The organism is Streptomyces sp. MJM8645 (genome assembly GCF_001625365.1).
GTDB lineage: Bacteria > Actinomycetota > Actinomycetes > Streptomycetales > Streptomycetaceae > Kitasatospora.
In genome coordinates, this window is record NZ_LJJF01000001.1 from 2,699,277 (window position 1) to 2,712,519 (window position 13,243).

Here is a 13,243-nt window from a genome sequence, read left to right on the forward strand (position 1 = left end):
GCGTTCCGTGCCTGGTCACCGTCGGTCGGAGAATCCTGACTAAGCGCCCGGAAATCGAAAGAGCCGCGGCGACCCGGTCTCCGTAATTCACGGAGGGGGGGTGCCGCGGCTCTCTGCCGAAGGCCGTCCGAGGACCGCTGCGCGGGACTACTTGGCAGAGGTCTTGCGCGCGGTGGTCTTGCGGGTGGCGGTCTTCTTCGCCGGAGCCGTCTTCTTGGCCGTCGCGGTCGCCTTCTTGGCGGTCGCGGTGGTCTTCTTGGCGGCGGCGGTGGTGGTCGCCTTCTTGGCGGCGGCGGCCGTCTTCTTGGTCGCGGTCGCGGTGGTCTTCTTCGCGGCGGCGGTGGTGGTCGCCTTCTTGGCGGCGGCGGCCGTCTTCTTGGTCGCGGTCGCGGTGGTCTTCTTGGCCGCGGCCGTGGTGGTCGCCTTCTTGGCGGCGGCCTTCTTGGCCGGAGCAGCGGCGGCGGCGGCCGTGGCGGCACGCTTGGTCGCGGCGCGCTTGGCGGCCGGGGTGGCGGCGACGCCGCTCTTGCCCGGGGTGAGGGAGCCCTTGGGGGCCTTCTTCACCGAGGGGCCTTCCTTCGGCAGCTTCTTGCTGCCGCTGACCAGGTCCTTGAAGCCCTGGCCGGGACGGAAGCGGGGCACCGAGGTCTTCTTGACCTTGACCTTCTCGCCGGTCTGCGGGTTGCGGGCGAAGCGCGCGGAGCGCTCCACCTTCTCGAAGGTGCCGAAACCAGTGACCGAAACCCGGTCACCGGCCACAACGGCACGGACCATGGTGTCGAGCACTGCGTCGACGGCCTCTGCGGCAGCCTTGCGACCGCCCAGCTGCTCGGCCACCGCTTCGACAAGCTGAGCCTTGTTCACGTCTTCCCCTTCGGAAACGGGCGCCGGATGATTCCATCCGTTCTTTTCGCACGTTAGGTATGTATCTGCGGACTTTCAATTACCAAACGCGCGAATCACCCTAGTGTCGCAATGGATTTGCGCGTCGGCGACCTCAGGCGACGGGCGGGCGCCCCTCGTCGAGGTCATGTACAAAGCGACTCAACCGCCTTGCCGCCTCCGGAAGATCGCGCTTGGCGGTCTCGGTGACGATGAGGAGTTGACGGGAGAGAGCGGTCTTTGCATCGGCAGACACGTTCAGCGCATGCACGCGGGCGTGAGCTTGCTTCAACCGCTCGGCCACAAGCGCGTAGAGCGCTGCGACTTCCTGGTCGTCCGGCCCCTCAGCTGGTGCGGAGGCGACGTCCGGCCGATCGTCAATTCGGCGTTCGGATCCCCGGCCCACGGACTCCGGAGCCGCGGGTTCGCCGCCCGCGTACGGAGGTTCATGGTGCCGGTGCATGTACTGATTGTGCCATCTACCCGCAGTTGTACTTGCGCGGGGCCCTCTCCGGCAAAGCCAAATGGGCAATCCGGGGTGGGCCGCGGCGCTAACTCGTGCTCCGGAACGGCGGATGGCCCGCCCCCCCGAAGGGGAGGCGGGCCATCCGGTGGATCGCCAGAATGCTTGTTCTGAGGGGATCTCAGGCAACCGGCAGAGTACGGGGCTTGAAGGCCGGACGGGTCGCTTCGAAGGTCGCGATGTCGGCCTCGTTCCGCAGGGTGATGCTGATGTCGTCCAGCCCGTTGAGCAGCCGCCACCGGACGTTGTCGTCCAGTTCGAAAGACGCGGTGACGCCCTCGGCCCGGACTTCGCGGGCTTCCAGATCAACGGTGATCTCGGCCGAAGGGTTACTCTCGGTGAGCGCCCAGAGCCGTTCCACGGTCTCTTGCGGCAGGACGACCGTCAGCAGTCCGTTCTTCAGGGAATTCCCACGGAAGATGTCCGCGAAGCGCGACGAGATGACCGCGTGGAAGCCGTAGTTCTGCAGCGCCCAGACGGCGTGCTCGCGGGAGGAGCCGGTGCCGAACTCCGGGCCGGCCACCAGGACCGTGGCGCCCTGTCGCTCGGGCCGGTTGAGGATGAACGACTCGTCCTTGCGCCAGGCCTCGAAAAGGCCGCCCTCGAAACCGGAACGGGTGACCTTCTTGAGCCAGTGGGCCGGGATGATCTGGTCGGTGTCCACGTTCGAGCGCCGCAGCGGAACGGCCCGGCCGGTGTGGGTGGTGAACTTCTCCATGGTTCTCAGGCCTCCACAGCCACGTTGGTGTCCGCCAGGTCGGAGGGCAGATCGGACGGTGCGGCCAGACGGCCCAGGACGGCGGTCGCGGCGGCGACCTGCGGGGACACCAGGTGGGTCCGGCCGCCCTTGCCCTGCCGGCCCTCGAAGTTGCGGTTCGAGGTGGAGGCGCAACGCTCGCCGGGGGCGAGCTGGTCGGGGTTCATGCCCAGGCACATCGAGCAGCCCGCGTGGCGCCACTCGGCGCCGGCCGCGGTGAACACCTTGTCCAGGCCCTCCTCCACGGCTTGCAGGGCGACCCGGACGGAGCCCGGGACGACCAGCATCCGTACGCCGTCGGCGATCCGGCGGCCCTCCACGACGGCGGCGGCGGCGCGCAGGTCCTCGATCCGGCCGTTGGTGCAGGAGCCGACGAAGACGGCGTCGACGGTGACCTCGCGCAGCGGGGTGCCGGCCTCCAGCCCCATGTAGGCGAGGGCGTTCTCGGCGGCCGCGCGCTCCTGCGGGTCGGTGAAGGAGGCCGGGTCCGGCACGTCGGAGCCCAGCGGGGCGCCCTGGCCGGGGTTGGTGCCCCAGGTGACGAACGGGGTCAGCGCGGCCGCGTCGATGAAGATCTCGTGGTCGAAGACCGCGTCCTCGTCGGTGCCCAGGGTCGACCAGTACGCGACGGCGGCGTCCCAGTCCTCGCCCTGCGGGGCGTGCGGACGGCCCTTGAGGTAGTCGAAGGTGGTCTCGTCCGGGGCGATCATGCCCGCCCGGGCGCCGGCCTCGATGGACATGTTGCAGATGGTCATCCGGGCTTCCATGGACAGGCCCCGGATCGCCGAACCGCGGTACTCCAGGACGTATCCCTGGCCGCCGCCGGTGCCGATCTTGGTGATCACGGCCAGGATCAGGTCCTTGGCGGTGACGCCCTCGGGCAGTTCGCCCTCGACCGTGACGGCCATGGTCCGGAAGGGCGCCAGCGGCAGCGTCTGGGTGGCCAGCACGTGCTCGACCTGGCTGGTGCCGATGCCGAACGCCAGTGCGCCGAAGGCGCCGTGGGTCGAGGTGTGGGAGTCGCCGCAGACCACGGTCATGCCGGGCTGGGTCAGGCCCAGCTGCGGGCCGACCACGTGCACGACGCCCTGCTCGATGTCGCCGAGCGAGTGGATCCGGACGCCGAACTCGGCGGCGTTGCGGCGCAGCGTCTCCAACTGCACCTTGGACACCGGGTCGGCGATCGGCTTGTCGATGTCGACGGTGGGGGTGTTGTGGTCCTCGGTGGCGATCGTCAGATCGGTGCGGCGGACCGTCCGGCCGGCCAGCCGCAGCCCGTCGAAGGCCTGCGGGCTGGTCACCTCGTGGAGCAGGTGGAGATCGATGAAGAGCAGGTCGGGCTCTCCCTCCGCGCGCCGCACGACGTGGTCGTCCCAGACCTTCTCTGCGAGTGTCCGTCCCATCGGATTCCCTCCAGCCGGCCGCGTTGCCGGCCTTCTCGTGTCGTCGAGGTCGGAGCTCCCGCCGCCCTGTGGCGGGCGCGTTCTCGCGACCTGCACGCCGGATCGCTGTCCACGATGCGGACACTCTGGCGAGGTCGCATCCTGGATGCCTCCCGGGCTGCTGCATCCAGAGTGGCGCTTTTCCCGGAAGATTGAACTTGCGTCTCGCGGAATGAGACTGCAGTCTTAGGGCATGGACAACTCTAGCGGCGTCGGCGTTCTCGACAAGGCCGCTCTGGTGCTGAGCGCACTGGAGTCGGGCCCCGCCACGTTGGCGGGGCTGGTCGCCGCCACCGGTCTGGCGCGCCCCACGGCCCACCGGCTCGCCGTCGCACTCGAACACCACCGTCTGGTCACCAGGGACATGCAGGGGCGATTCATCCTCGGCCCCCGTCTCTCCGAACTCTCCGCCGCGGCGGGCGAGGACCGGCTGCTCGCCACCGCGGGCCCGGTCCTGACCCACCTGCGCGACGTCACCGGCGAGAGCGCACAGCTCTACCGCCGCCAGGGCGAGATGCGGATCTGCGTAGCCGCCGCCGAGCGGCTCTCCGGCCTGCGGGACACCGTCCCGGTCGGCAGCACCCTGCCGATGAAGGCCGGCTCGGCCGCCCAGGTCCTGCTGGCCTGGGAGGAGCCCGAGCGGCTCCACCGCGGCCTCCAGGGCGCCCGTTTCACCGCCACCGCGCTCAGCGGCGTCCGCCGGCGCGGCTGGGCCCAGTCGATCGGCGAGCGTGAGCCGGGCGTCGCGTCCGTCTCCGCTCCCGTGCGCGGCCCCTCCAACCGCGTGGTGGCCTCCGTCTCCGTCTCCGGCCCGATCGAGCGGCTGACCCGTCACCCGGGCCGCCTGCACGCCCAGGCCATCATCGAGGCCGCGAACCGGCTCACCGAGGCGCTCCGCCGCGGCTGACCGCCGCCATCCGGAAAGGGCCCCGCGCAGCACCACCGCGCGGGGCCCTTCGGAATGCTCCGGGAAATACAAAAAAAGACCCCGGAAACCGGGGCCTTGAATTTCTGGCTGGGGTACCAGGACTCGAACCTAGACTAAATGAACCAGAATCACTCGTGCTGCCAATTACACCATACCCCAACGCAAAGCAAGGGCCGATGGGATAACCCACCGGCTTCATGCTCTGAAGTACCCCCGACCGGATTCGAACCGGCGCTACTGCCGTGAGAGGGCAGCGTGCTAGGCCGCTACACAACGGGGGCTTCCTGGCGATCCCTTGCGGGATCAGTACCCCCGACCGGATTCGAACCGGCGCTACTGCCGTGAGAGGGCAGCGTGCTAGGCCGCTACACAACGGGGGCTTTCCAGGTGATCCCTTGCGGGATCAGTACCCCCGACCGGATTCGAACCGGCGCTACTGCCGTGAGAGGGCAGCGTGCTAGGCCGCTACACAACGGGGGCTTGTTCTTCACTTGTACTGCTGGACTTGCGTACTGCGCTGGGGTACCAGGACTCGAACCTAGACTAAATGAACCAGAATCACTCGTGCTGCCAATTACACCATACCCCACCAGAGTTGAACCCCTGTCGGGGCCTTCTCAGGCGTTGCGCCTCTCGTTCGGGGCCGGGTGGAGGGTTTCGCTCCCTCGTCCGTTCCCTCCCGGGCGGCGCAGAAAGAACATTACCCGACGCCGGCCCCGGCTCCAAAATCGATAACCCCAGGCAGCGGCCGGGCGACCTGGCGGTGACGTCCCGGCGGTGACGTCCGGGCAGGCAGCGGGCCCGGCACGAGGCCGGGCCCGCAGCCTGCTCAGCGGCCCGCTCAGGCGGCCGGCAGGGCCTCCAGGGCGGAGTTCAGCCGGCGCAGCGTCTCGGGGCGCCCGAGCAGCTCCATCGACTCGAACAGCGGCGGCGAGACCCGGCGGCCGGTGACGGCGACCCGCAGCGGCGTGAACGCGAACTTGGGCTTGATGCCCAGCCCGTCCACCAGCGCCTCGCGCAGCGCGGCCTGGATCGGCTCCGGGCTGAAGTCCGCGAGCGCCTCCAGCGCCTTGACGCTGGCCTCCAGCACCGGGCGGGCGTCGGCGGTCAGCGCCTTGGCGGCGTCGTCCGGGTCGACGGTGAAGTCGGCCGGGTCGACGAACAGGAAGCCGGCCATGTTCACGATCTCGCTCAGCACGACCATCCGCTCCTGGGTGAGCGGCGCGATCTTCGCGAGCAGGTCCAGCTGCTCGGCGGTCGGCTCGGCCGGCAGCAGCCCGGGGGCCTGGAGGTACGGCACCAGGCGGCGGACGAAGTCCTCCGGGGCCAGCTTGCGGACGTGCTCGGCGTTGATCGCCTCGCACTTCTTCAGGTCGAAGCGGGCCGGGTTGGCGTTCACCTTGGCGATGTCGAAGGCGGCGACCATCTCGTCGATGCCGAACAGGTCGCGGTCGTCGGCCAGCGACCAGCCCAGCAGGGACAGGTAGTTGAGCAGGCCCTCGGGGATGAAGCCGCGCTCGCGGTACAGGTTGAGCGAGGCCTGCGGGTCGCGCTTGGAGAGCTTCTTGTTGCCCTCGCCCATCACGTACGGCAGGTGGCCGAAGCGCGGGGTGGTGCCGTCGCCGACGCCGATCTCGGCGAGCGCGGCGTACAGCGCGATCTGCCGCGGGGTGGAGGAGAGCAGGTCCTCGCCGCGCAGCACGTGGGTGATGCCCATCAGGGCGTCGTCCACCGGGTTGACCAGGGTGTACAGCGGGGCGCCGTTGGCCCGGACGATGCCGTAGTCCGGCACGTTCTCCGGCTCGAAGGTGAGCGTGCCGCGCACCAGGTCGTCGAAGCTGAGGGTGCGGTCGGGCATCCGGAAGCGCAGGATCGGCTCGCGCTTCTCCAGCTTGTAGACGGCGACCTGCTCGTCCGTCAGCTCGCGGCAGTGGCCGTCGTAGCCGGAGGGCTTGCCGGCCGCGCGGGCGGCCTCGCGGCGGGCGTCCAGCTCCTCGGTGCTGCAGTAGCAGTGGTAGGCGTGGCCGGCCTCGTGCAGGCGGCGGGCGACGTCGGCGTAGATGTCCATCCGCTGGGACTGGCGGTACGGCTCGTGCGGGCCGCCGACCTCCGGGCCCTCGTCCCAGTCGAAGCCGAGCCAGCGCATCGCGTCGAGCAGCTGGTCGTACGACTCCTCGGAGTCGCGGGCCGAGTCGGTGTCCTCGATCCGGAAGACCAGCGTGCCGCCGTTGTGGCGGGCGTAGGCCCAGTTGAAGAGGGCCGTGCGGACCAGGCCCACGTGCGGGTTCCCGGTCGGGGACGGACAGAAACGAACCCGGACGACCGGGTTGCCCGCGGCGGAGCCGCTGAGCTTTTCACTAGCCACGCTTGATCACCTTGTTGGTGAGAGTGCCGATGCCTTCGATGGAGACGGCGACCTCGTCGCCGACGTTGAGCGGGCCCACCCCTGCGGGCGTGCCGGTGAGGATGACGTCGCCGGGCAGCAGCGTCATGGCCTCGGAGATGTGGACGATCAGCTCGGCGACCGAGCGGACCATCTGGGAGGTGCGGCCGGCCTGCCGGAGCTCGCCGTTGACCGTGCAGGTGACGGCGAGGTCGGCCGGGTCCAGGTCGGTCTCGATCCACGGGCCCAGCGGGCAGGAGGTGTCGAAGCCCTTGGCCCGGGCCCACTGGCCCTCGCGCTTCTGCACGTCCCGGGCGGTGACGTCGTTGGCGCAGGTGTAGCCGAGGATCACCTCGGGCACCCGGTCCAGCGGCACCTCGCGGCACATCCGGCCGATCACCACGGCGAGTTCGGCCTCGTGCTGGACGTCCGAGGAGAACGGCGGGTACGCGATGTTCTCGGTCGGGCCGATCACCGAGGTGGACGGCTTGAAGAAGGTGAGCGGCACGTCCGGGACGTCGTTGCCCAGTTCGGCGGCGTGCGCCGCGAAGTTGCGGCCGACCGCCACGATCTTGTTGGGGAGCATCGGGCTGAGCAGCCGGACGTCCTGGAAGCGGTAACTCTCGCCGGTCGGCTGGGGCTGGCCGAACGGGTGGCCGGCCAGCGCGTGGACGACCAGCGAGTCGGGCTGGGAAGGGTCGCCCTCCACCACGCCGAAGGAGACGCTGCCGGCGGCAGGGCTCCCTTCCCGGACGGAAAACCTGGCAATGCGCACGGCTGGGATACCCCTCGCTTCGTCGACCGCCCGGGGCGCGCCCGGGCGCTGGTGGGCGCCTCGCCCACAGTGGGCGCGGCCCCGTCAATCGTCGTCCAGGCTATCGCGTGGGGCCCCGGCTGACCGCTTTGCCCCTGTTCAGCGCGGTCGGGCCGCGAGCCCCGGCGACCGCCCGGGAACGCCGCAGGGCGCCGCGGCCGCCCTCGGTGGCGCGGCCGCGACGCCCTGTCGGAGCGGGGGTCGGGTCAGTCCTGCACGACGACGGGCGCCGGGGCGACCATCAGCTGGGTGCGGCGCGGATTGGCGGTGCTGGCCGGCAGTTCGGTGCCGTAGGTGACGGCGTCCTCGGGCTTGCGGGCACCCGGGATCGTGCTGAAGTCCGCGACCGAGGCCAGCGTCGTCCGGCGCGGGTTCGCCGTGGAGCGGCAGGGCAGCGTGGACTTGGTGGCGGCCTTCTTCGCCTGGGACATCGAGAGCACCTCGTGGTCGCGGCCGGTCGGATCGCGGCGGATCGTCACCGGCCTGATTGATTCCGAATGATTCGGAGGGGTTCTGGGCAGGCTGATCGGGGCCGTGCTCCGGAGACAGCCAGGTTACGAGATCTCATTCCACAGGGACCGTGACCAAAGCTACACATTAGACTGTGATTTTGATCACAAATTCATGAGCGAATTGCAGATATCCGACATATCGCCGCAACGGTATTTTCCGGCATATCTCCGATAACGGTCATTCCGGAAGGTCTGTGACTCTTTTCGATCTCGGGCCGGGTTGGCATGTATCCGGCGAGTGTCCGAAAAATGCGGTATTCCGGTCCTGTTACGACACAGTCAGTGAAGTCACGCACGCGTTCGGTAGCGCCGCGCGGCGTGTCCTGGCGGCCCTTGTTGGGATTCCCCGGCTGTGCTGGAATGCCACGGACCGTGGGTAGGGAGAAGTCCACCCCGGCGACGCGCTCACCCGGACCAGCCGGGGAGCGGAAGGAAACTCGACACCGTCCGGTCCGCGGCGACGCGGCGGGACGCCCGGTCCAGAGGTTGCGACGCCAGTGCAGGGACGTTTCAAAAGGGGTAGCGGCGGCGCGGGTAACCCGGAGTCGCACGAGCCCGTGGCAGCCCCCCAGCAGGCGGCGGCTCCCGGCAGCCCGGCCGAGCCGGTGGTCCCCGAGGCCCCCGGCCACCCGGAGGACGACGGCCAGGAACGGAAGTCCGCCCGGGACAAGCTCCGGACCACCCTGACCCGGCGACGGGCCACCGGTCTGAGCCGGCTCGCGATGCGCAACTGGCGCATCCGGACCCGACTGATCGCCCTGCTCGCCCTGCCCGTCCTGGTCTCCCTGGTCCTCGGTGGCCTGCGGATCCAGGCCTCGATGCAGAACTCGCAGCAGCTCTCCCAGATGGCCAACCTGTCCGACCTGGCCAAGAAGGCGACCAACCTCGCGGACGCCCTGCAGACCGAGCGCGACATCAGCGCCGGCTACATCACCGCGCGCCCCAACGACCCGCTCGACGACGACATCGTCACCGCCCGCAGGGCCACCGACGACCTGAGCCGCACCTTCACCGCGTCCTCGGACAAGTTCGAGAACCTCGAACTCTCGGGCGGGAAGGCGCTGCTGTTCCAGATCCGCAGGGACCTGAACTCGATCTCGGACGCGCGCAACACGCCGTACCAGAACAACCAGAACATCCAGTCGACGATCACCGCCTACGACGTGATCATCCGCGACCTGCTGGCCATCACCCAGGACATCGCGCTCGCGTCGAACAACACGGACCTGCTCGTCGCGACCCGCTCGCTGCAGCAGTTCTCGCTGGCCAAGAACGCCACCTCGCAGCAGCGCGCCCTGATCGGCGCCGCACTCGCCAACCCCAAGGGCCCCGACCTCAGCCCCAGCGACGAGTCCTTCGGCATCCGCCTGCGCACCTCGTACGACAACTCGCTCACCAGCTTCAACAACATCTACACCGCGCACGACCTGGACAACCTGCGCGGCCAGCTCAGCTACAACTCGGTGATCGCCGACGCCGACCGGTACGCGCGCTCGATCCTCCAGCCGAGCGGTATCCACCAGACCGACCCGGTGACCTACAAGGACTGGTACGAGAAGGCCAGCGCCAAGATCACCGCCGAGCGCCGGATCGAGTCCAAGCTCATCGAGGACCTCGACGGCAAGGCCCAGGACCTCCAGTCCCAGGCCGACACCGAGGCCATCATCATCGGTGCCGCCATCGCCCTGGTGCTGCTCGTCGCCCTCGGTGGCGCCGGTCTGATCGCCCGCTCGATGGTGCGCTCGCTGACCCGGCTGCAGGCCGCGGCCGAGGACGTCGCCGAGCGCCGCCTGCCCGAGCTGGTCAAGACCCTCTCCGAGAGCGACCCGCACGACGTCGACACGACGGTCGAACCGGTGGCCGTCGACTCCACCGACGAGATCGGCCACGTGGCGCACGCCTTCGACATGGTGCACAGCGAGGCCGTCCGCCTCGCCGCCGAGCAGGCCCTCCTGCGCGGCAACATCAACGCGATGTTCACCAACCTCTCGCGCCGCAGCCAGGGCCTCATCCAGCGCCAGCTGTCGCTCATCTCCGAACTGGAGAGCCGCGAGGCCGACCCGGACCAGCTGGCCAACCTCTTCAAGCTGGACCACCTCGCGACCCGCATGCGCCGCAACGGCGAGAACCTCCTCGTCCTCGCCGGTGAGGACCCGGGCCGCCGCTGGACCAGGCCCGTCCCGCTGGTCGACGTGCTCCGCGCCGCCGCCTCCGAGGTGGAGCAGTACGAGCGCATCGAACTCGCCGCCGTACCGTCGGCCGAGGTCGCCGGCCGCGTCGTCAACGACCTCGTCCACCTGCTCGCCGAGCTGCTGGAGAACGCCACCTCGTTCTCCAGCCCGCAGACCCGCGTCCGGGTCACCGGCCACGCGCTGCCCGACGGCCGCGTCCTGGTCGAGATCCACGACACCGGCATCGGCCTGAGCCCCGACGACCTCGCCGAGATCAACGAGCGCCTCGCCAACCCGCCGACGGTGGACGTCTCGGTCTCCCGCCGCATGGGCCTCTTCGTGGTCGGCCGCCTGTCCCTGCGACACGGCATCCGCATCCAGCTGCGCCCCAGCGACTCCGGCGGCACCACCGCGCTGGTCATGCTCCCGGTCGACGTCACCAACTCCGCCGACCGCCGCGGCCCCGCCCGGCCCGGCCCCGCCCAGGCCAAGCAGCAGCGCGGGGTCGCCCCGACGCCGCGCCAGCAGCGCCAGGTGCCGCCCGGCCAGGGCGGCCCGGCCGCGCTCGGCCAGGGCCCGGCCGGCGGCGCCCCGCAGGGCGGCCGCCCGCAGCTCGGCCAGGGCGGCCCGACCGCTCCGACCGGCCCGACCGGCCCGACCGGCCCCGGTACTCCGACCGGACCGAACGCTCCGGGTGCTCCGGGTGCTCCGACCGGACCGGGTGCGCCTGCCGCGCCCGGCGGCCGGGCCGGCGGCCTGCCGACCCGCCAGGTCGGCAAGTCGCTGCGCGAGAACCCCGTCCAGCCGGGCCAGCAGGGCCCGGGCCAGCAGCCCCAGGGACCCCAGGGCCCGGGCCGACAGGCCCCCCAGCCCCAGGGCCAGAAGCCGACCCAGCAGTCCCCGCAGCCCCAGCAGTCCCCGCAGCCCCAGCAGTCCCCGCAGGGCGGCCTGCCGCAGCGCGGCCCGAACCGGCCGGGCCCGGCGCAGGGCGGCCCCGGCGGCCTGCCCCGCCGCGGCCAGCAGCAGCCCACCCAGGGCCAACCCGGTCAGCAGCAGCCCACCCAGGGCCGCCCCGGCCAGGAACGGCCGCGCCCGGGTGGCGAGTTCGACGGCGGTCCGGGCCCCCGGACCGGCGAGCAGCCGCAGCACGGCCGGCCGGGTCGGCCGGGCGGCGCTCCGCAGCAGCAGGGCGCCCGCCCGGGCAACCGCCCGCAGGAGGGCCTGCCGCAGCGCCGGCCGGCCCCGCAGGGCCAGGGCGGCCCCGGTCAGGGCGGCCCGCAGGGCCAGCCCGGTCCGCAGGGCCAGCGCCGCCCGCAGCGCCCCGGCCCGGACGCGCCGCAGCGCGACCGCCAGCCGCAGCTGCCGCCGCAGCAGCAGGCCCAGCCGCTGCCGTCGGCCGAGCCGGCGTCGATGGAGAGCACCCAGCAGTTCGCCCGGCCGCGCTTCGAGGCCAGCCAGATCGACCCGCGTGACCCGCTGGGCCTCGGCCTGGTGGAGCCGGTGCTGCCGAACCCGGCGCGTCCGGAGCCGGTCCGTCAGGAGCAGGCCCGGCCCGAGCCGGTGCGCCAGGAGCAGGCCCGGCCGGAGCCGATGGCCCTGCCGACCGGCCCGTCCGGGGGTGCGGCCGAGCAGCCGTGGTACCCGCAGGAGGGCGGGCAGGAGGCGCGGCCTCGGACGTACCAGCCGCGCCGGCCCGGCACCTCGGCGCCGGAGTTCCAGCCGTCCGACCCGCAGCGCCGACAGGGCCGGCCGGCCCAGGCCCAGCAGCCCCAGGCTCCACAGCAGGCCGCGCAGGCCCAGGCCCCCCAGGCCCCGCAGCCCCAGGCCCCTCAGCAGGGCCAGCAGCCGCAGGGCCAGCAGCAGCCGCAGCAGGGCCAGCAGCCGCAGCCCGGCACCGGGGACGCCCCCTGGCGCCCGTCCGCGAACGACGAGCGCTGGCGCCGCGCCGAGCAGGTCCGCGAGCCCTCGACCAGCGGCGTCACGATGTCCGGTCTCCCCCGGCGGACCCCGCAGGCCAACCTGGTCTCCGGCACCGCCGAGGCCTCGCCGCTGACCGGTCCGCAGGTCTCCCGGGCCCCCGAAGAGGTCCGCGGCCGGCTGACCAACCTGCGCCGCGGCATCCAGCAGGGCCGCCGGGCCGGGGCCGAACAGGCCAACCAGCCGGGCTCCCAGCATGGTGCCCAGCAGCCCGGATTCGATAGTTTCGGTGGCCGGACCGACGGCAACGGCGCAGATCACCAGGAGCGTTGAGTTGAATCAGATGAGCCAGGCCGCACAGAACCTGAACTGGCTGATCACCAATTTCGTGGACAACACCCCCGGGGTGTCCCACACCGTGGTGGTCTCCGCCGACGGCCTCCTGCTGTGCATGTCCGAGGGCTTCCCCCGCGACCGCGCCGACCAGCTCGCAGCCGTCGCCTCCGGCCTCACCTCCCTCACCTCCGGCGCCAGCCGGATCTTCGAAGGAGGCGAGGTCAACCAGACCGTCGTCGAGATGGAACGAGGCTTCCTCTTCCTCATGGCCGTCAGCGACGGCTCCGCCCTCGCCGTACTCGCCTCCCCCGACTCCGACATCGGCCTCGTCGGCTACGAGATGGCCCTCCTCGTCGACCGCGCCGGCGCCGTCCTCACCCCCGCACTCCGCGCGGAACTCCAGGGCAGTCTCCTGCACTGACCGGAGTCCGAGCGGGATCCGTCCACCGTCCCACCTCCCCCGCCGGGTCCGACCCGACCGGCCCCGGCGTCTCACCCTCAGCTACCCTCAGGCAGCTGATCCCGCCTCAGCTGGCACCGCCCCAGCTGGAACCGGCTGCCCAAGGCTGCAGCACAAG

10 protein-coding genes and 5 tRNA genes are annotated in these 13,243 nt (G+C 71.3%); 3 read left to right on the forward strand and 12 right to left on the reverse strand.

The window, feature by feature from the left end; translation table 11 throughout:
• Positions 1–147: 147 nt before the first annotated feature.
• From A6F73_RS11490 to leuC, 4 genes are all read right to left on the reverse strand, one after another.
• A complete protein-coding gene (locus A6F73_RS11490; protein ID WP_063347711.1) occupies positions 148–864 on the reverse strand; it encodes an HU family DNA-binding protein in 717 nt (238 codons plus the stop codon).
• Positions 865–997: 133 nt separating this feature from the next.
• Positions 998–1,186, reverse strand: a complete 189-nt coding sequence (locus A6F73_RS39270) for a hypothetical protein (RefSeq protein ID WP_079135607.1) — start codon at positions 1,184–1,186, stop codon at positions 998–1,000.
• Positions 1,187–1,526: 340 nt separating this feature from the next.
• Positions 1,527–2,123: a 3-isopropylmalate dehydratase small subunit gene (gene leuD, locus A6F73_RS11495; RefSeq protein ID WP_063347712.1), complete on the reverse strand. Its 597-nt coding sequence runs from the start codon at positions 2,121–2,123 to the stop codon at positions 1,527–1,529.
• 5 nt (positions 2,124–2,128) lie between these two features.
• Positions 2,129–3,565, reverse strand: a complete 1,437-nt coding sequence (gene leuC / locus A6F73_RS11500) for a 3-isopropylmalate dehydratase large subunit (RefSeq protein WP_063347713.1) — start codon at positions 3,563–3,565, stop codon at positions 2,129–2,131.
• Between the two features lie 232 nt (positions 3,566–3,797).
• On the opposite strand from leuC, the gene A6F73_RS11505 reads away from it, so the two are divergent.
• Positions 3,798–4,511, forward strand: a complete 714-nt coding sequence (locus A6F73_RS11505; RefSeq protein WP_063347714.1) for an IclR family transcriptional regulator — start codon at positions 3,798–3,800, stop codon at positions 4,509–4,511.
• A 105-nt stretch (positions 4,512–4,616) separates the two neighbouring features.
• On the opposite strand, the gene A6F73_RS11510 is transcribed toward A6F73_RS11505, so the two are convergent.
• From A6F73_RS11510 to A6F73_RS11545, 8 genes are all read right to left on the reverse strand, one after another.
• Positions 4,617–4,691 (reverse strand) — tRNA-Gln (locus A6F73_RS11510).
• 49 nt (positions 4,692–4,740) lie between these two features.
• Positions 4,741–4,813 (reverse strand) — tRNA-Glu (locus tag A6F73_RS11515).
• Positions 4,814–4,839: 26 nt separating this feature from the next.
• Positions 4,840–4,912 (reverse strand) — tRNA-Glu (locus tag A6F73_RS11520).
• A 27-nt stretch (positions 4,913–4,939) separates the two neighbouring features.
• Positions 4,940–5,012, reverse strand: a tRNA-Glu gene (locus A6F73_RS11525).
• 37 nt (positions 5,013–5,049) lie between these two features.
• Positions 5,050–5,121: transfer RNA gene (locus A6F73_RS11530), tRNA-Gln, on the reverse strand.
• Positions 5,122–5,373: 252 nt separating this feature from the next.
• Positions 5,374–6,897: a glutamate--tRNA ligase gene (gltX, locus tag A6F73_RS11535; RefSeq protein ID WP_063347715.1), complete on the reverse strand. Its 1,524-nt coding sequence runs from the start codon at positions 6,895–6,897 to the stop codon at positions 5,374–5,376.
• Complete coding sequence (locus tag A6F73_RS11540) at positions 6,890–7,690, reverse strand: fumarylacetoacetate hydrolase family protein (RefSeq protein ID WP_063347716.1); 801 nt, start codon at positions 7,688–7,690, stop codon at positions 6,890–6,892. Before A6F73_RS11540 ends, gltX begins: the two co-directional genes overlap by 8 nt.
• A gap of 245 nt (positions 7,691–7,935) precedes the next feature.
• Positions 7,936–8,208, reverse strand: coding sequence for a hypothetical protein (locus tag A6F73_RS11545; protein ID WP_347878533.1), 273 nt, complete (start codon positions 8,206–8,208; stop codon positions 7,936–7,938).
• Between the two features lie 590 nt (positions 8,209–8,798).
• On the opposite strand from A6F73_RS11545, the gene A6F73_RS43975 reads away from it, so the two are divergent.
• Positions 8,799–12,662 (forward strand): nitrate- and nitrite sensing domain-containing protein, encoded by a 3,864-nt coding sequence (locus A6F73_RS43975; protein WP_063347717.1) that lies wholly within the window; start codon positions 8,799–8,801, stop codon positions 12,660–12,662.
• Positions 12,663–12,672: 10 nt separating this feature from the next.
• A complete protein-coding gene (locus A6F73_RS11555; RefSeq protein WP_030057391.1) occupies positions 12,673–13,086 on the forward strand; it encodes a roadblock/LC7 domain-containing protein in 414 nt (137 codons plus the stop codon).
• Positions 13,087–13,243: the final 157 nt, after the last annotated feature.

What these genes read in the sequence shown, in the direction of transcription:
- A6F73_RS11505 (WP_063347714.1), top strand. Translation starts at nt 3,798, where the DNA reads ATGGACAACTCTAGCGGCGTCGGCGTTCTCGACAAGGCCGCTCTGGTG.
- leuD (WP_063347712.1), bottom strand. Translation starts at nt 2,123, where the DNA reads ATGGAGAAGTTCACCACCCACACCGGCCGGGCCGTTCCGCTGCGGCGC.
- A6F73_RS11555 (WP_030057391.1), top strand. Translation starts at nt 12,673, where the DNA reads ATGAGCCAGGCCGCACAGAACCTGAACTGGCTGATCACCAATTTCGTG.
- leuC (WP_063347713.1), bottom strand. Translation starts at nt 3,565, where the DNA reads ATGGGACGGACACTCGCAGAGAAGGTCTGGGACGACCACGTCGTGCGG.